Origin of the sequence: Nitrosospira lacus (genome assembly GCF_000355765.4) — a bacterium.
In the GTDB taxonomy this organism is placed as follows: Bacteria; Pseudomonadota; Gammaproteobacteria; order Burkholderiales; family Nitrosomonadaceae; genus Nitrosospira; species Nitrosospira lacus.
This window is the reverse complement of record NZ_CP021106.3, coordinates 209170-227558: the sequence shown is the minus strand read 5'-3', so window position 1 is coordinate 227558 and position 18389 is coordinate 209170. Positions and strand designations below refer to the sequence as shown.

The 18389-nt window shown below is 51.6% G+C and carries 12 protein-coding genes; 9 read left to right on the top strand and 3 right to left on the bottom strand.

The genetic code is table 11. From position 1 onward, the window contains the following. Positions 1-61: 61 nt before the first annotated feature. Positions 62-613, bottom strand: a complete 552-nt coding sequence (locus EBAPG3_RS00980; protein ID WP_040853152.1) for a DUF2062 domain-containing protein — start codon at positions 611-613, stop codon at positions 62-64. Between the two features lie 246 nt (positions 614-859). Here EBAPG3_RS00980 and EBAPG3_RS00975 point away from each other — a divergent pair, with 246 nt between their 5' ends. The 6 genes from EBAPG3_RS00975 (at position 860) to EBAPG3_RS00950 (ending at position 11783) form a co-directional block, all read left to right on the top strand. After that, positions 860-3265: a ComEC/Rec2 family competence protein gene (locus EBAPG3_RS00975; protein WP_004180771.1), complete on the top strand. Its 2406-nt coding sequence runs from the start codon at positions 860-862 to the stop codon at positions 3263-3265. A 29-nt stretch (positions 3266-3294) separates the two neighbouring features. Then, positions 3295-5574: a RelA/SpoT family protein gene (locus tag EBAPG3_RS00970; protein WP_004180770.1), complete on the top strand. Its 2280-nt coding sequence runs from the start codon at positions 3295-3297 to the stop codon at positions 5572-5574. An 873-nt stretch (positions 5575-6447) separates the two neighbouring features. Continuing rightward, positions 6448-7737, top strand: a complete 1290-nt coding sequence (locus tag EBAPG3_RS00965) for a hypothetical protein (protein ID WP_040853150.1) — start codon at positions 6448-6450, stop codon at positions 7735-7737. Between the two features lie 40 nt (positions 7738-7777). Next, a complete protein-coding gene (locus EBAPG3_RS00960) occupies positions 7778-8824 on the top strand; it encodes a phospholipase D-like domain-containing protein (RefSeq protein WP_227869248.1) in 1047 nt (348 codons plus the stop codon). Positions 8825-8881: 57 nt separating this feature from the next. Then, positions 8882-10312 (top strand): surface carbohydrate biosynthesis protein, encoded by a 1431-nt coding sequence (locus tag EBAPG3_RS00955; RefSeq protein WP_004180766.1) that lies wholly within the window; start codon positions 8882-8884, stop codon positions 10310-10312. 343 nt (positions 10313-10655) lie between these two features. After that, positions 10656-11783: an acylneuraminate cytidylyltransferase gene (locus EBAPG3_RS00950; protein WP_227869247.1), complete on the top strand. Its 1128-nt coding sequence runs from the start codon at positions 10656-10658 to the stop codon at positions 11781-11783. Between the two features lie 110 nt (positions 11784-11893). Here the strand turns inward: EBAPG3_RS00950 and EBAPG3_RS00945 are convergent, their stop codons facing one another. Further along, on the bottom strand, positions 11894-13177 hold the full coding sequence (locus EBAPG3_RS00945) for a CDP-alcohol phosphatidyltransferase family protein (RefSeq protein WP_004180764.1): 1284 nt from the start codon (positions 13175-13177) through the stop codon (positions 11894-11896). A gap of 674 nt (positions 13178-13851) precedes the next feature. Here EBAPG3_RS00945 and EBAPG3_RS15335 point away from each other — a divergent pair. From EBAPG3_RS15335 to EBAPG3_RS00935, 3 genes are all read left to right on the top strand, one after another. After that, complete coding sequence (locus EBAPG3_RS15335) at positions 13852-14079, top strand: glycosyltransferase (RefSeq protein ID WP_227869246.1); 228 nt, start codon at positions 13852-13854, stop codon at positions 14077-14079. Further along, positions 14049-14219, top strand: a complete 171-nt coding sequence (locus EBAPG3_RS15330) for a hypothetical protein (RefSeq protein ID WP_227869313.1) — start codon at positions 14049-14051, stop codon at positions 14217-14219. The genes EBAPG3_RS15335 and EBAPG3_RS15330 overlap by 31 nt, the downstream gene beginning before the upstream one ends. Before the next feature lie 156 nt (positions 14220-14375). Next, positions 14376-16133, top strand: a complete 1758-nt coding sequence (locus EBAPG3_RS00935; RefSeq protein ID WP_040853146.1) for an ABC transporter ATP-binding protein — start codon at positions 14376-14378, stop codon at positions 16131-16133. 152 nt (positions 16134-16285) lie between these two features. Here the strand turns inward: EBAPG3_RS00935 and lptF are convergent, their stop codons facing one another. Next, entirely contained in the window at positions 16286-17368 is a 1083-nt protein-coding gene (lptF, locus tag EBAPG3_RS00930) for an LPS export ABC transporter permease LptF (RefSeq protein WP_004180757.1), read from the bottom strand. Positions 17369-18389 lie beyond the last annotated feature (1021 nt).

Sequence of the window (18389 nt, the reverse complement as noted above, 5' to 3'; positions counted from 1 at the left end):
TTGCCGGAGTTATCGCGATTTCCTTGCGGCGGTCAACTGCCGGATACGGGTGGCTTATATATCAGTGGCGCCGTTTTGCCCGTTTTCGCCACTCATAAATCGTATAGAGCCGCCACGTTACACGCACGGCAAAATATCCGGTCACGGAAAGCAGCAGCGCCAACAGCAATATCCCTACCAGTAATGGCTTGCCGAGCGACATTACCCAGCCTATCAGTGCGGGAACCCATTCGCTGATATTCTTATCCATCAGGTGCAAATCAGTCTGGGGCATATGACCTGTGCCGTTACCCATGACAAACTCGCCAATGGCGTAGGCAACGATATAGATCGGCACGATGGTGAAAGGATTGGAATAAAGCGTGGTAGCCACCGCCACGGGGAGATTTACCTTGAAAGCGATGGCAAATAAAGCGGCAAAAAAGAACTGTACCGGATTGCTGCCTGGGATCAGTCCGGCAAATAACCCGGCCGCAACGCCACCTGCTACTGATCGCCGATGCAGATGCCACAAATTGTGATGTTGCAGATGTTTGCCGAACAGCCCGACAAACCGGTTCTGACGGACGGTTTCGTGAGAGGGCAGATATTTTTTGAAGAATTTTCGCGGCACGGGAAGAGTGTACGGAAATATCGGCGCTTCATGCAAACATAATAAGCTGGCCGTCAGCAGCCGTCATACCGGTATCCGCCCGGCAAGAGAGAGCGGCCGTATGGGATTCAAGCACTCGATAGCCCTTTACTTTATCGATAAATATCTTAATGCGGTGGTTCAGTGCGCCGTAGAGGAACAATCTCCCCGTTCTGCTTCAGTAACTTCCCCCATGTCCATATCATCCCGGTAGACCACGAGAACCTGATGCGAGCCTATATTCTTGCGTTTGCCTTTGGGGTGGGGCTGTTGCAGCAACAGGCCGAATTGCCGGACTTGCTGTGGGCATGGCTCCTCGTGCCTGGTTCGGTGGGTGCTTTTTTACTCTGGCGTTGCCGGGTCGCCATTTTTTCCATCACCGCAAAGATTCTGCTTGCTCTGATTTTCTTGGGTGCGGGGCTTTTCTGGGCAGCAGCGTTTGCCCAGTGGCGTCTGGCGGATGCGCTCCCGCATGAATGGGAGGGACGCGATATTCAGTTGGCGGGAGTGGTGGCGGAGCTGCCGCAAGCCAATGAAAACGGCTTGCGTTTTGCTTTTGACGTGGAGCAAGTGCTAACGGAAGGCGCGATTGTTCCCCGGCGAATTTCCCTTGCCTGGTATAACGAGCGCCGCAAGTACGCGGAGAATTCCGTGTCCGTGCTACCCCGGATCAATGCGGGCGAACGCTGGCGGATCACGGTGCGCCTCAAGCGTCCGCGCGGCAGTGTCAATCCGCACGGTTTCGATTTTGAGGAATGGGCGCTGGAGCGCAATATTCGGGCGACCGGCTACGTGCGGAAAGCTGACGATAATTTGCGTCTGGATGCAATGGTTAATCAGCCTTCGTATCGGGTCGAGCGTTTGCGCCAGGAAATTCGCGAGCATTTTATTCAGGCATTGCCGGATCATGCCTATACCGGTGTTCTGATTGCGCTGGCGGTGGGCGATCAGCGCGCGATTCTAGGCGGGCAATGGCAAATATTTACGCGCACGGGCGTAAACCATCTTATGAGTATTTCGGGCTTGCATGTGACGATGGTTTCAGGCCTGATATTTGCGCTGGTGTATGGGTTATGGCGCAGAAGCCATCGTCTGGCGCTGTGGCTGCCCGCGCGCAAGGCCGCGGTCATTGCGGGACTGGCGGCGGCTTTCGGTTATGCGCTGCTCGCCGGCTTTGCGGTACCAGCGCAGCGCACGGTTTACATGCTGGCGGCGATAGCCCTCGCTTTATGGCTGGGGCGTTTCGCTTCCGCAACAGCGGTGCTGGCATGGGCACTGCTGATAGTGGTGGTGCTTGATCCCTGGGCCGTACTTTCGCCTGGCTTCTGGCTGTCGTTCGGCGCGATGGCGTTCATCATGCTCGTAACGGCCGGGCGGATTGGTAAAATGCATTGGTTAAGCGGCTGGGCGCGCGTGCAGTGGGCGATAACCCTTAGCCTGATACCGCTGCTATTGGCGATGTTCCAGCAGGTATCGCTGGTTTCGCCCTTTGCCAATGCAATCGCCGTTCCGCTGGTGAGCCTGGTGGTGGTTCCCTTGACGTTGTTGGCAACATTGCCGCTGCTTGACTTCATGTTGCTGCCTGCACACGTGGTACTCAGCGGTTGCATGGAGATGTTGCGGTGGATGAGCGATGTACCGCAGGCGGTATGGAGCCAGCATGCGCCCCCTGCATGGGCGGTGGCCGCCGGCATGGCGGGCATTGTCTGGATGCTGTTGCCCGGTGGATTAGGGCTGGGTTTGAGGGGCGGGCCGGGGCTGGCCACAGGTTTTCCGGCTCGCTGGCTGGGGGCGGTTGCGCTGCTGCCAATATTTCTGGTATTGCCCCCAAAACCGGCACCGGGAGAATTATGGCTCACTGTACTGGATGTCGGTCAGGGATTGGCAGTAGTGGCTCGCACAGAAAATCACGCGCTGCTCTTCGATACGGGGCCTGCTTTCAGTACCGAGGCTGATAGCGGTAACCGTGCCATCGTTCCTTTCTTGCGCGGGGAAGGCATCAGGCATCTGGATGCAATGATTGTCACGCACGCCGACTCGGATCATAGCGGCGGCGCATTGTCAGTACTGGAGGCAGTGCCGGTGGAATGGCTGGTTTCATCTTTGCATGCCGATCACCCGATTCAGCTAGCCGCTTCCAATAAACGCCAATGCCGTGCGGGACAGTCGTGGCAATGGGATGGAGTGCGCTTTGATATGTTACACCCAACCGAACAGAGCTATAGTAATCCCAAGCGCGGAACCAACGCTTTGAGCTGCGTGCTGAAAATCACGACAATCCACGGCAGTGTGCTGCTGCCGGCCGACATCGAAAAGAGCTCCGAGTATCAGCTAATCGAGAACGATGGCAACGCACTTTCCTCAACGGTGCTGGTGGCACCCCATCATGGTAGCAAAACGTCCTCCACCGGCGAGTTTGTGCGCCAAGTGAATCCGCGGCTGGTAATATTCACCGTAGGCTATCGCAATCGTTTCGGGCATCCCCGGGAAGAGGTAATGGAGCGCTATCGGGCACTCGGCAGCACATTACTGCGCAGCGATAACGATGGAGCGGTACTGCTGCGCTTTGCGGATAGCAAGGTTGCCGTCGAAACTTTGCGCGCGTTGCGCCGCCGTTACTGGCAGGATACCTGAATACCGATGAAATCAAGGCAGCATAAAAAATGAGCGATGAATTACCCGATTCAGCTTCAATAGCTTCGCCTGAGCATTCATCCACGGTGCCTTCCCCAGCCGCTGGCGGACGGGATGGGCTTTCCTGGCTTGAATCCACGTTACCCACGCTATCCATATTATCTCCCGGCGATGTCGACATACTCCGGCATGCGCTGGAATTCTCCCAACCGCTGTATTCCGGCAAGTGCCTGTACACTAGCGAGCCGGTTATTCAGCATGTGTTCGGTACGGGATCGGTTCTTGCATCGTTGCGGGTCGATAGCGACACCCTGATAGCAGGTTTGCTTCATGCAGTGCCGGGTTATCTGGACGGGTACACGGAAAAACTGCAAACCACCTTCGGCCCGGCGGTGACTCACCTGGTGGAGGGGGTGGCGCGCATGGGCCGCATCCGGACGCTGGGTGCGGGAGGCGAGGGAAACAGTACGGACCGCAGTGCGCAAATCGAGGCACTACGGAAAATGCTGCTGGCGATGGCGGAAGATATTCGTGTCGTCATCATCGCCTTGGCGGATCGGACGCAAACGATGCGATATATCGCTGCCAACAGCATTCCGGAAAGGGGGGAGATTGCGCATGAAACGCTGGATATATTTGCGCCGCTGGCCAATCGTCTGGGACTCTGGCAGATAAAGTGGGAATTGGAAGATTTGTCATTCCGGATTCTTGAACCGGAACGTTATAGAAAAATCGCCAGATTGCTCGAAGATACCCGCATCAACCGGGAACAGTATATCAACCGTGTGGTGGATAAATTGCAGCGCGAATTACAGCAGGCCGGCATCAAGGCCGAAGTTACGGGGCGTCCGAAGCACATTTACAGTATCCACAAAAAGATGAAACGCAAGGATGTGGACTTCAAGGAAATTCACGATGCCCGCGCGGTGCGGATTCTTGTGAACGATGTAAGGGATTGCTATGCTGCGTTGGGGATGGTACATAATCTGTGGGTACCGATTCCCAAGGAATTTGACGATTATATCGCGAGACCGAAAGGTAATGATTACCGGTCATTGCATACCGCCGTCATTGGTCCGGAAGACAAGGTGGTCGAGATCCAGATACGCACGCACGAGATGCATCGACATTCTGAAATGGGTGTCGCCGCGCACTGGCGTTATAAGGAAGGGGCCAGGCGCGACGCCCGGTATGAGGAGAAAATCGCCTGGTTGAGGCAGATCCTGGAATGGAAAAACGATGTGGACGATGCCGGGGAACTGGCGGAGCATTTCAAGACCGCGCTATTCCAGGATTCGGTTTATGTTCTGACCCCGCAGGGCAGGGTGATTTCCTTGCCCAAAGGGTCTACACCAGTGGATTTCGCCTACCATGTGCACACCGATCTCGGTCACCATTGCCGCGGCGCGAAGGTTGATGACCTCATGGTGCCGCTTGACTACCCGCTACAGAATGCGCAGCGGGTGGAAATTATCTCGGCCAAACAGGGAGGACCAAGCCGTGATTGGCTCAATCCCGCCTTGGGTTACCTCAGAAGTCAGCGTGCGCGATCGAAAGTCAAACAGTGGTTCAGTGCGCTGCAACGCGAGGATTCGTTAACACAAGGCCGGACAATAGTGGAAAAGGAGTTGCAGCGCCACGGCATGACCGCACTGGGACTGGACAAACTGGCAGCCGGATTCAAGTTCGTCAAGCTCGATGCTTTCCTTGCCGCGGTCGCCCGGGGCGACATCAACAGCCATCAGTTAGGAACGTTTTTAAGCGGCAAGACCGAGCCAGCCATCACAACTGGTTCAGTCGGGTCCGTTGGTACAGCCGCTACCGGGCCGGAGTTGCTAGTCAGCAGGAAAGCCGCCCCGCAACCGGATGGCGGCGTACTCATCGTCGGTGTTGACAAGTTGCTCACGGCGTTAGCCAAATGTTGCAAACCGGCGCCACCAGATCCCATCATCGGTTTTGTCACGCGCGGACGTGGTATCACGATACACCGTAAGGGCTGCGCCAATTTGTCACGGCTCACCGCGGATGGTGCGGAACGTCTGGTGGCAGCGGACTGGGATGCATCGGCGAGAGGAGCAAGTTATCCGGTCGATGTCGAGATCGAGGCACTGGACAGGCAAGGGCTGCTAAGCGACATTTCCACCATTCTTTTGCGCGAAAAAATAAATGTAACAGCCACCCACACCCAAAGCCGGGGTGTTACCGCGGCTATGCAATTCACGCTGAAAATTACTGGTCTGGCGCAGTTGCGCCGCGTACTTGGGTTGATACAGAATGTGCCCGGCGTCATGTCAGCCTCGCGAAAGTGATGAATCAGTCAGAGAATTTCTGAATAAACTCTGGAATCCCTTCGTTTTCAATGCAATAGCTGACGGTACGCAAAGCCGGGAATGACGCGGGGGTGACTCAGCGAGATCAAGATATTTCAGGAGTTGGCGTTGCGCAAGAAGTCAAGAATTGTGGAAAGGCACGTGATGGAGCCCGTCCGTATATGTTTGAACAGAGTACTGAAGTCCGCAGTTTTCAAATATTGCAGGTATTTAAAAGGGAAGAGCGCGACTGCCTGTCAATTTGGTGGGCGATAAAAGAGTATTTATGGACTCGCGCGTATTGCGGTTGGATTGGACGAGAATATTGTTTAAGCGTACATTCGCAAACGGGAAGCGGAAGACGAGCAGTACGATGCAGCAAGGATGCTTACATGCGCTCATTGGCTTTGGTACTTTTGAGGGTACGCACGCGTGCCGTGCGCATCGGGCGCGATCGGGACCGACTTTTTTCAGTGTAATGGGTGACGGTTTGAGATTGGGGGTGAGCGTTCCTAACCGTCCGGCAAGTCGCGCCAACATGTGATTGGTTTTCGCTGTCAGAATGGAATATAGGATGTCATCCAGGAATCCATGCGGATTTTTGGGCGATAGGGCCGCGAACAGAGAGTCGTTTTGACTCAAGCCACGCACAACCTTTCTTGGCTGGTGGAATTTCCATGCGCTATTTATTACACTGAAACGAGGGAATTTCGACTACCGATATGGTTGCAATATTTCCGCATGCCCTCTTGATATTCATTTTCTCGTTGATGTAGTCTTTCATTTTAAATCTTGTGAGTAATAGCGTACCGATAATCCGTTTCCTGATCAGGCGAGAATAATGCCGTCGGCGTACATTTTACAGTGGTTCAAATGAAAGCCCTTTTCTTTCTGCGCCACTATAATGATATAGATCACATCACGCCGGTCATCGCAAAGTGGATCGAGTCGGGCCATGTCTGCGATATCATCCTGATCGGCAACCCGAAGTTTCTCAATGACTACCGTATTGAATTTCTGAAGAAGCTTGATGGAGCACGGGTTGCCCATGTCCGGGATCTGCTGCCACCGTTCGAGTTTTTAAGATGGCGTTTGCAAGTGTTCCTCCTGACTAGCAGCTTGCGGCATTTTTTGACGGGCTCGCTTATCGATACATTGACCCGGTTTTATAATGCCCGGCGGCGTGAGCCAATCTGGCGGAGTACCGCGAATCGTTTGTTGGAACGGAGTTTCGAGGGAAGTGACGGAGGTGTAGTCGTATTTGACTGGATTACAAGAAATTCGCCTGTTTGTATTGAATGGGTCGAGATAGTTGTGTCCAGCGCGCGTGCCATGGGTTTGGGCACCGCATCGTTGCCGCATGGGGACAGTCCCCATGTCAATCGACTGATACGGCACCACGAATGGAGCCTCGAGCCGGACACCTCATTTTCTGCCGCACGGATATTTGATAAGCTTGTGGTACCCAATGAATTGTGTGCCGCGCGCTTCCGGCCATTCTTGGATGATCAGTCAATTGCCGTGCTGGGTTCACCGCGTTACTGTGATGAGTGGTTGGAAAAGTTGGCAAAATTGTCGCCAGTCCCGGTGCTGACTTGCTCTGGCAGTCAGCTCAAAGTAGTAATTTTCTTAAGAAAGGCTAATTTTACGACGTTCTGGGAGGAAGTTGTCGAGGTGGTATGTATGATTGCTGCTTTTCCCGGAGTGGAGTTGGTGATTAAGCCGCACACACGCGGTGGCTGGAAACAATCCCTGACCAGGAACGCCTCCCTGCGTCGCCTGCCGAACGTAAGTGTGGCGGGCGACGACGTTCACTCTATGCATCTCATGAATTGGGCGGACGTCATAATTGATCTTGCCACCTCGGTAGCGTTTGAAGCAGTTAAGGCGAAAAAACCGGTGCTGGCAGCCGATTACCTGCATGCCGGCCGTTCCGCACTGGCTCATTACATGCCCGAGACAGAATTGCGATGCCGGGATGACGTGTACAGAAGAATTAAGGAGTTTCTCTCCGATGGCTGCGATTTCTTCTATGTGGAGAAACACCGGCAACACTTCATCAATGAGATGCTGCATGCCGGAGGGCCTGACGTATTACCTCGTTACGTGGCTTTGCTTGAAGTACAGGCAGGCAGGATACGGATCAACTCCGAGGCTGCATGATCCCATCCGGTAAAGTGGGCAGGTGCCTTCAGGGTTGATTGTGGAGAAGAGGCCGTCTTTCGAGATATATTTCGGCGGTCCCGACAAGCCCGCAGGTTACCTGCGCGATATATTGGCGGAGCATATCGCTGCTGTTCCATGTGGCGGCTCCATCGATTGGGTCACGTATTATTTTCGTGATCTACGGTTGGCTGACGCGCTTGTACAAGCTCACAAACGAGGGGTCAGGGTCGGCTTGAGTCTGGCTGGCAAGCCACGCGTTCCCAATGCTAATGACGCGGTAATCGCAATGCTCTCCGGGCCTGAGGGTCTGGGTGAAGGACTTCGCGTAGTAACTTTGCCGGGTATACCGGCACCGCGAGGCAGATCGTGGAAACCGCAGTTACATGAAAAACTCTACTGCTTCTCGCACCCCAAACCCATCGCGTTCATCGGCTCATTCAATCCATCCGGAAACATGCCAGAAGAGAATCGGGAGATCATCCGGGAGATAGGCGATCAGGACAGGGGCCACAATGTACTCGTCGGGCTTACCGACCCGATACTGAGTGAGCAACTGGTAAAACATGCCCGGCAGTTGCAGCGGATGCGGCCGGGACTCACGTACCGGTTCTCTGCAGAGGCAAATCGGACGGTCAATGGCGCCGATACCTCTATATACTTTTGGCCCCGGGTGCGCCCGCATCCAGTAGTGCAATTTTTGAACCACATTGGCGACAATGCTCGTGTCCGTGTCGTGGCATCCCACATTAGAACCGAGAGTGCTGTCGATGTGATGCTTGGACTCGCCCGTCGAGGTGTGGCGCTGGAGATATTCGCAGATGCAACATCAAGGCGCGTGACTGAAAAGGTGGAACAACGGTTCTCCGCCGCCAACATCCAGTTCAGGCGAGTTAGAGACCCTGAGGATCTTCCAATGCACCTCAAGTTCGTCTTAGTGGAGGATAATGATAAAGTATGGTCCATTTTTGGTAGTTTCAATTGGACGAAGCCGTCATTCTGGCTTAACCATGAGATCGCCGCCATCTCAAGCAATCCCATGCTTTTTAAGGCATTCGCCGATCGGTGTGATGTATTGGAAAATTGAAGAGGCTTAATCGCGCCTATGATCTAGAATGTATTGATTTGAAATTTTGGAAAAGATATGAGAAATTCCGCCTCAACTCTTATTATTCCCGTAGAAAATCAAGTTCGCGAATTGGACGCGAAGATTCTGTTGGCCTGTGTTGCAGCCGAGCGGGGTTTCCCGGTCATAATGGGTTCTCGTGCCTTTGTTCATTTCGAGGTGGCCTCCATTCCACGTGGTGTTTACCTGGCAAAGAGTATGCGTAGCCTGAGCAACTCCATGTTCAAAATTCTACGTCAGCTTGGTCATGAGATTGTTGCATGGGAAGAAGAGGCACTGGTTCACCCGCCGCCTGATACCTACTTCACACTCCGGCTCTCTCCAACAACCATCAGTAACGTGTCTCATATATTTGCCTGGGGTCAGGAAAACGTCGATTTACTCCGGCAGTATCCGGAACTGCCCGGAAATATGCCGATCCACATTACCGGAAACCCTCGTGGGGATATACTGCGACCCGAGATGCGCCCCTACTTTGATAAAGAGGTGGAAAGACTGCGTAATCTCTATGGAAATTTCATCCTGATTAACACCAATTTCACTGAAGTAAACCCGTTTATTCCAAGCATTGGCCTATTTCTGCCGGCGAAAGGTCCCGGGGAGAAAGCCCGGCGCGGCCAGTCCGGGATTGGAATGAGCTCTCAGTTTGCCGAGGGATTGCGGGATCATAAACAAGCAATACTGGAGGACTTCAGGCAGCTCATTCCGGCACTTGAACAGGCGTTTCCCGATCTTACTATCGTCGTTCGACCGCACCCAAGTGAAAATTTTAAGATTTATAATGATATTGCAGCGAAGTGCGATCGGGTAAAAGTAAGCAATGAAGGCAATGTTATCCCTTGGCTTCTGGCTGCCAAGGCCATGGTGCACAACGGTTGTACGACTGGACTGGAGGCTTATGTTCTTGGCGTGCCCGCCATATCCTATCTGGCAACACTGAATGAGTATTATGACTTTGAGTTTCAGGGCCTTCCTACCAAACTAAGCCATCAATGCTTCAATTTCGAGGAATTAAAGAGGACCTTGACCCGGATCCTGGCCGGCGAACTTGGTGTTGCGGATAGTGAGGAATGCAAAACTCTCATTGATTACTATCTGGCAGCGCAAAATGGCCGTTTGGCTTGTGAGCGGATCGTCGATGTCCTGGAGGAAAGCGGATATGGTGAACAGCCGCCGCCTGCAAAACCGATCGGAACATACGTTCAGGGATGGATATTCACCAAACTAAAGGCCTCGGTGACGAAATTGAACATGCGTCGACCCGGTCCCAACAGACTGGCATACCATGACCACCGCTTCCCTGAAATTTCGGTGGGAGAGATTGAGCAGAAAATTGCACGTCTTGGCCGGCTATTGAACCGCTTCGACCACATCCAGGTCGAGCAATACTCGAAGCATCTGTTCAAGATCAATAACAAGGTTAAATGCCCGGCCGTTCTCGATGATTGAGGTTTTGAGGTAGAACGTTCTTATCGAAACTTAATCATCGGAGCCACAGAAGATTTGGTCAAAAACGTCCGAGTAGAAAATTGCTTGTCGCTGGAGAATACCCTACACTCATTCAAATCCCCAGAACAGCTATGGCGGCACTTGTCGACTAGCGACTGCCATCAGCAGTTACAGTAGCCGGGGTCGAGATAGTTGACGCAGACTGGCTAGAGATCTCCGTGCTGCGTCCGGGATATTGATTCTAAAAAAAGCAGTCAATAAGGGAAACCGGAATTCTGTTAAGCAATAAGCTCAAACATATAATCCATGGGATTTACTTCAACTGATGCGTTGGGTAGCTTTCATGCCCTTGCGCGCAGATTCTGGATCAACTGCCAATAATAATGTGCGTTGCATAGCCGGGCGACCATTATTCACCTGGAGTCTGGAACAGGCCATCGCATCAAAGTGCTTCGACGAGATCTACGTTGTCACGGACTCGTCAGAAATTTGCAAAAAGGTGTCTGATGAATTCTCGTCAACGGTTACGGTTCTGGATCGCTCCGCTGCAATTCATGCAGAGACAAGCATAGAGAGCGCCATGCGTGAGTTTCAACAGCGCATTCTTTTCGATGTTGTATGTCTGATTCAGGCAACCTCTCCGCTAACACGCGCAGAAGATTTCCGCGCAGCTAAACATAAGTTTTTTGCTGAAAATCTGGATTCTCTGGTAACAGTTGTGCAATCAAAACGTTTTGCCTGGACGATGGCAGGCATACCCATTAACCACGATCCGACAATATATCCCGGGCACCAGGATTTTGAAGGATATTTCATGGAGAATGGCGCCTTTTATCTAACCCGCGCTAACTTGCTTGAGGATTATGGCTGCTACGTCGGCGGACGTACTGGCATCCACGAAATGGCCGCTGAGACCGCAATTGGAATAGATGAAAGAACAGACTGGATTGTTGTGGAGCGACTATTATTAAGGCAAAAATTAAGGCTAGCCAAGGCTGGAGCTTCGCAGATTAAAGTGCTGGTGCTCGATGTAGACGGTACGCTCACCGACGGTGGCATGTATTACGGGCCTTCTGGCGAAGCGCTGAAGAAATTTAATACGCGTGATGCCCATGGCTTGCAATTACTGCGTGAGAATGGCATCAGGGTTTGTGTTATTAGCACCGAGAGCAGTCCTGCCGTCGAAGCAAGAATGAGAAAATTGAATATTGATGAGTATCACCCGGGCGTACAGGACAAATTCCTGCTTCTCCTGGAATTGGCGGAGCGCTGGAATCTTGCGTTGCAAGACATCGCATATATCGGCGATGATCTGAGTGATTTAGAATGCCTGAGTCGTGTGGGGACTGCTTTCTGCCCGGCAGATTCCGTTCCAGAAATCTTGCGACAGGCTCATTATGTTTGTAAACACCATGGAGGAAAGGGTGCGGTTCGCGAAGTCTGTGATCTCATTCTTAAAGTAGCGCAGTAACTTCGGTCTCATTTCCATCCATGCATGATCGGGAATGGCACACGAGCCGTTATGGTTCAGCATCCTCAACCACTGGAAGACAAATTCTGATCACCGTGGACCTCGATCTATCAATTCTTCACTTTACTATGGACTCTTAAAGGGGTAAAAATTCGAACAGCGAGTTTTCGTTCATCCTGACCAGGAACAACTTCCTCAAACCAGGAGCGTAAAGGGCCGTGGGATCGCCGTGCTCGCCAGCCCATTATTACCCGGACAGCAAGAAACACAGTTGAGAGAAGATGCCAGGTAACCACTGACCAGAGCGCTATGTCGGGCCTGCCCATGAGCCAGCCGAATGTCAACAGGATCAGGTTAGGATTGCGCCGGGCAGTGATCAGCCGGTTAAAGGAATCTAACGGGCGCCAAATGAAAATATCAAATGAGGCGATCCAGAATTGGAATATCCCTTCACATAACCGGCCGCCAATGTAACCGACAAGTATCCATGAGAACAACATCAGTAAGTCAGGCATTTGCGTTGATGCTGAAGCCAGTCCCAAACCCCATGCCATATACCATAGCGGTGGGTGAATGATATCCAGACCGTGATCGAGGACATCTCCAAGACGGCTGGAGGTGACTGTTATTCGCGCCAATTTTCCATCAACGGTATCAAGAAACGTCATCAACCATCCCATTACTAGACCGATGCCGTAGTGGGCATGCCAAAAGGCAACTCCGGCCAGCACGGTAAACACAAGACTAAGCAAGGTGACGTGATTTGGGCGCAGACCAAGACGCACGCAAAGGTGTGCGGCCCAGAATGCAGGTAGGGGCCAGAGCCATTTCGTGACGAGGTCAGTCACACCTTTGTATGATCGGGCAAATAGTTCCGACTCCAGGCTTTGGCGGTTATCTTTGGTGATAGGTAATACATAGGGTTTATCTCTTTTCTTGAGGCTTTGCTGGACGCCCAACAAATTTAGATCTTTCAATGCGTAATGGGGCAGGACGGAGATAGCCGGCCCTTTCCCCCGGCTCTTGAAGTCCGCAAGTACATCGGCTACATCTCCATCGGTAATCCGGACGGCGACCGGCTGGCCTTCATCGTTGCTAAGCACCAGGTTCGTTCGCGCATTGATCAACGCCGTCAGAACTCTGGAGTCGTACAGATGATCTGCCCTTAAAAGTAATACTGATGCATGTGCCGGAATCTGCTCGGAATTATCGACGAGTTTACCCTGAGCAAATACCTTTAACATACGCTGGAGGCGCTCGCGACCGCTCAGGCCCCAAATATGGATCTCACTTTCACCAATAATATGGATATAAATTGTCATTGGCATATTGCGAGCGATGTGGTGAAGTGTAGCTGCGTTTGTGTGGTTATGTTCGCGTTGTGCCAGTGGCATTGGGTTTTGACCTCAACTCTACGGTAATTCAACGCGGCGGCTGAATAATCCTGATTTCCATCGAACGATCCTAATGTTTTGCTGCGGACGGTTTTTACCCCATTTCTAAGGACGGTTTGATTAGTCCAGGCCATACTGTCGCCGCACTTCCATCTGTCGCCGCTATACCGGCTCCTGCTTGTCCAGGGCAGCAAGAGTCCTGATCAGTAACAACTTTAGCATGACAGTGAGTCCGAACGTTTTCATCATCTCTTCCACAATAAACGAATGGTGACAAAGATTTCATATGTCATACGTGCCCTGACCGCAAAGATTGCTCATCATCGTGTATCGTAATTCTGAGCTATCGAAATGAGCGGCAGTTATGTATAGCATAAACTTTGGCGAATCCCGGAAAAATTTGAAAGAAAAAGAACTTCACAATTTTCTTTTATTACGTTGATATTTTTTTCACAAGTATTGTGTTACGTTGCATTTTGCTTATAAAAAATACAATCCGATTGAATTAATCCTCACCTTAATCGAGAAGACGATTTATCCCATATCTGTTTTCCGCTTACCTCCCTTCCCTTATCAATAATCAGCTTGACTGGTCCATTTTCCATAACTCTGGATTCCGATCGTCGTTCCTCCGAAGAATCAAGATCTGTCGCACTTTTCCGTAGCGGTTTCCCGTGCATAATGAAGCAGACAATATGCGTCCGTTATTTATATGTCTGCTTGATTGGGATCTGGCGCCGGGTATTGAAGTCATCCTTGTTGACGATGGGTCGCGCGATGGATTTCCCGACAGGGCACGGACCCGGAAGGGCCGCATGAATATGCGGCTGCCGAGCGCCGGGAGAAGCCGGCTGTCTCAGGTTCAATTCTGGTGGGCGCGGCACTGGCGCGGGGTGATGTGAGTGTCGTGATGGATGCGGGGTCGGCCCATCGGCCCGAGCTGGCTGCGCCGGTGCTGGATGGTAGTCAAGACGTGGTTGGCAGCCGGCAGCTATGTGCCCGGTCTGATTCAGATATATATGCGCGCGAATTGCCGTTCTGAACCAAATATTATAATTTCTATCTTCGTTGTTCCATTATCGAGCGTTATCCGCATGTTTCCAGCTTCGGCTTCCCTGTGAACAGCATCTGAGAAGCTACACATTAAGAATACCGGGGTAATTTGGGATATGATAAAGAATATCCACCAATCCAGACTATGCGAACCCTAATTACCTATTGCACGCTTTTCCCACGGCGTACTGCGTATGTGCTGATCGCGCTATTGGCCGCCGGCATTGCCGAGGGGCTCAGCCTCACTGCCCTTCTTCCTCTACTTACAATCGCCGTAGGCGATACCGGGAACTCGGATATCGGCCAGCGAATAGTACAGGTCCTTCAAAACATGGGGATTGAACCAACGATCGAGGCAATGTTGCTGATCATCGTCGGCGGCATGATTCTTAAAAGTCTGATATTGCTGATTGCCCACAGACAGGTTGGCTATACCGTGGCACATGTTGCGACCTCTTTACGCCTGGAATTCATCGGGGCGCTGCTCACCAGCCGCTGGCAATATTATTTACGGCAACCCATGGGCTCACTTACCAATTCAGTTGCCACAGAAGCAAATCGGGCAGCGGATGGTTTCGAGCACGCCGCTGTCGTACTCGCCTTGTCGGTGCAAGTATTGGTTTATGGTACGGTTGCCATGTTTATTTCATGGGAGGCTACCCTTATTTCCTTTCTTATCGGCATAGTCATGCTGAGGGCGCTGCATCAATTGATACGCATTACCCGGCGAGCGGGAGCAAAACAGACACATCTGCTTCGCGAACTTTTGACTTATCTTTCTGACATCCTTGGCTCGGTAAAGTCACTGAAGGCCATGGCACGGGACAATGTCGCCGATGCCATCCTCCGCGATCAAACCAAGCAGCTTGAGAAAGCCACTCGACGTGAAGTCATGAGCAGGGAAGCTTTAACGGCTTTGCAGGAACCCATACATGCGACCCTGATGGCCGTGGGTTTATATCTCGCCGTGATTATTTGGGGGCTTTCCATGTCCTCCGTGATGGTCACGGCCTTTCTGCTGATCCGTATTCTAAATTTGCTTAATAAAATCCAGCGCCGATACCAGCATCTGATAGCGCAGGAAAGTGCCTATTGGGCCTTGCGGACTGCCATTGATGCGGCCCGTGCAGCAGCTGAAAGGACCGCAGGTACGCGGCAGCCCACACTGCAGAAAGGTATCAGCTTGCGTCATATATATTTTGATTACGGTGTCAAGTCGATATTCCAAGATCTGAATCTTGAAATCCCCGTAAGATCATTTACCACAGTTTCGGGAACATCGGGCGTTGGCAAGAGTACCTTGCTAGACCTGCTATGCGCGCTGGCTGACCCAAAGTCAGGCGAAATCCTTATTGACGGGGTATCTCTGCGAGAAATCGATCCGCGTGACTGGCGGCACATGATAGGCTATGTATCCCAGGAAACGGTGCTGCTCCATGACACCATTATCAGCAATATTCTTGTCGGTGCACCAACATTGGGTTATGCAGATGCAGAAAGAGCCCTGCGCCAGGCTGGTGCATGGGATTTCGTCAACGCACTTCCGGATGGCCTGCAAACCGTTGTGGGCGAGCGAGGCGGCCTTCTTTCCGGCGGGCAACGTCAGCGTATAGCAATTGCCAGAGCCCTAGCTCACCAACCGCTTTTTCTTCTGCTTGATGAACCAACCAGCGCTCTTGATCCAGAGAGTGAACGGATAGTCTGTGAAACCTTGCAGAGACTGGCGCGAAGTCTCACCATCGTCGCAGTGTCTCATCAACCTGCGCTTATTAATGCCGCCGACCACATTTTTACACTTTCAAAAGGTAAAGCGGAACGAGTACACCGTTTTCTGGGGACCGAGGATGATGCAGAAGCGTCCTCTGTGCCAGATGCAGAAAAAGCTATCTCGACCTCCCGATAATATGCAAGTTGGCCCTATATCATCTGGTTGACTGTGCGAGCTGTTTTGGTTTGAACCCTTTTGCCTTGTCCTGTCAATTGCCCCTTCCTTTTCGTTTACATGTCATAAGTCCATTGGTACACCAGTTACCCGGTTTCAGGACATAGCGCCTCTTATTTGCGTAAATAACCTCGGCCAGAGCGTGGAAACAGCATAAGAAGCACAATCAGAAACATTAGCCCATGTAGCCACCAAACACCCGGCATGCTACCAACGGTGCCTCGCATTACCCAGTTTTGGGCAAGTATGCTTAAGGCATAGTAGATCGCCGAAACCGCGGCTGCGATTAAATAGGTTCTCGTGCTCTTGTCCTGTCTGGGAGAGGCACGGCTTAACGGGACAGCTATCAACGCCAACAAAATAGTAGCGATGGGGCGTGCCAGCCGCCATTGATACTCGGCAATGTCACGCGGGCGATCGGAGTTGGATAATACCGCAGTAGGGGTCGCCTTGCGATTGAGTTCAGAAATTGAAGCACTGTCGATAAAATAAACCAGTTTCTCGAACTTGACGGTAACATCCTTCTTTTCTTGCATTGCCGAGTGGCCAAGCTGATATATATAACCATCATATAAATGTATCTGGGGACGCTGTCCGGCCACCGATGGTGGCTGGTGAGCCTCCTTGGCTACAAGGATTTCGCTTCTGTTCTCTTGGTGGATGAAATGAAATACATGATTCATCTGCTTGCCGGTATCATCCTTGGCCTCAATATAAACCACGCGGCCACTCCCCTCGTTTCCGTAGAAGCGCCCTGCCTGGAATCGATCTATATTTAATTCACCTTCCAGCTGCGAATTCAAGCTGTAGCTTGCGTTATAAGCAGAAGGGCGTACATAAATCGATAGCACTCCACTTACAATGCCGGCAGGGATGATGATTAAAAGTACAGCATATACAATGCGGAGCTCGCTGACCCCCATGGCACGTAATACATTGATTTCCTGATCCCTATGTAGCCGGCTGAGAGCGATGACCACGGCGATGTATAAGGTGATCGGCATGACTACTTCCAGGGCAATCACGGTCTTTAGCATTAACAGCTTTAGCATGGCGGCCAGTCCAAGCGTTTTCGTCACCCCTTCTGCCAGTAAACGGGCGGTAATGAAACTTCCATATAATCCCGTGAAGACTGCACTCACCACGAGAAATGGTTTCATCAACTCGCGCGCGATATATCGTTCAATTATTTTCACCGAATGTTCCTATCGCTTCTCAATGAAGCAGTTTTGCACCGCTTGAGTTTTCGAACCTGTTATCGCTTCGGATACCGCTGCGATTTTTGTACCAAGCAATTCCTGGCGGGTCACTGAGGAATTGCCCGTTTTCTAATCCCTTTTTTGTTTGAGTAGATTTCAACAACTACCTGCGGCTTCAAATGACGATTGAGGAAACTCTTGATCTTTTACCCAACTCAATCACGGGCTGTTGCATAGGCCAGTTATCTAGGTGAGAGCGCATGCATTTTTGACTATAAAAAGCTTGCTTAATCCGCGCCGTTTTACCCAAGAAGCTTCCAGAAGGTCATGCGTGACCCTGGAAACCAGGGTATGCCTGTTTAGCTTATGCGTGGTGATAAAAAATGGGTATTTCCGACTGAACCGCGAAAAGTCCTGTAGTGTATAAACATCATGCAATGGAGCCTCTCTGCGCATCTGTCTGCATATCTAAAACCGTGTTTGCGCCCCATCGACACTGAATGTTTCCAGCCTACCATAATATTTTTTACATATGACATAAATTGTGCTAGGTTATATAAATTAATAAGAGTACACGCTGGTTAATTCAACTTTGCCATTATCGAATCGATGGTTTCGTCGCTAATCCGCTTTCTGGTTTTCCAAATTTCTGCGCATAAACATCAGCTTGACTGATCCATGTTTTCCATAACCCCTGGATTCCGGTCGTCTTTCCTTCGGAGAATCCAGCAATCTACCACAACCTCCCGTAGGAGTTCCCACGCTTGATGAAGCAGACAATATCGATCCGTTTATACGTCTGCTCGATCTGGATTGGGCGGGTAGTCTGGAAGTCATCCTTGTTGACGACGGCTCGTGAGAGGGAACTTCCGCAGGGTACGCACCCGGGAGGGCCACGTGAATGTGTGGCTGCCTGAGCAGCGAGAGAAGCCGGATTTCAGCGGTTCGATCCTGGCTCCCGTATGGGAAACGGCGTCAAGACAATTACTATTTGAACAAAAGAGTGATGATAGGGTGT

Bases quoted from the DNA above. Each gene is read 5' to 3' on its own strand.
- EBAPG3_RS00965 (WP_040853150.1), top strand. From the start codon at position 6,448: ATGAAAGCCCTTTTCTTTCTGCGCCACTATAATGATATAGATCACATC.
- EBAPG3_RS00950 (WP_227869247.1), top strand. From the start codon at position 10,656: ATGCCCTTGCGCGCAGATTCTGGATCAACTGCCAATAATAATGTGCGT.
- EBAPG3_RS00945 (WP_004180764.1), bottom strand. From the start codon at position 13,177: ATGCCACTGGCACAACGCGAACATAACCACACAAACGCAGCTACACTT.
- EBAPG3_RS00970 (WP_004180770.1), top strand. From the start codon at position 3,295: ATGAGCGATGAATTACCCGATTCAGCTTCAATAGCTTCGCCTGAGCAT.
- EBAPG3_RS00955 (WP_004180766.1), top strand. From the start codon at position 8,882: ATGAGAAATTCCGCCTCAACTCTTATTATTCCCGTAGAAAATCAAGTT.
- EBAPG3_RS00975 (WP_004180771.1), top strand. From the start codon at position 860: ATGCGAGCCTATATTCTTGCGTTTGCCTTTGGGGTGGGGCTGTTGCAG.
- EBAPG3_RS00935 (WP_040853146.1), top strand. From the start codon at position 14,376: ATGCGAACCCTAATTACCTATTGCACGCTTTTCCCACGGCGTACTGCG.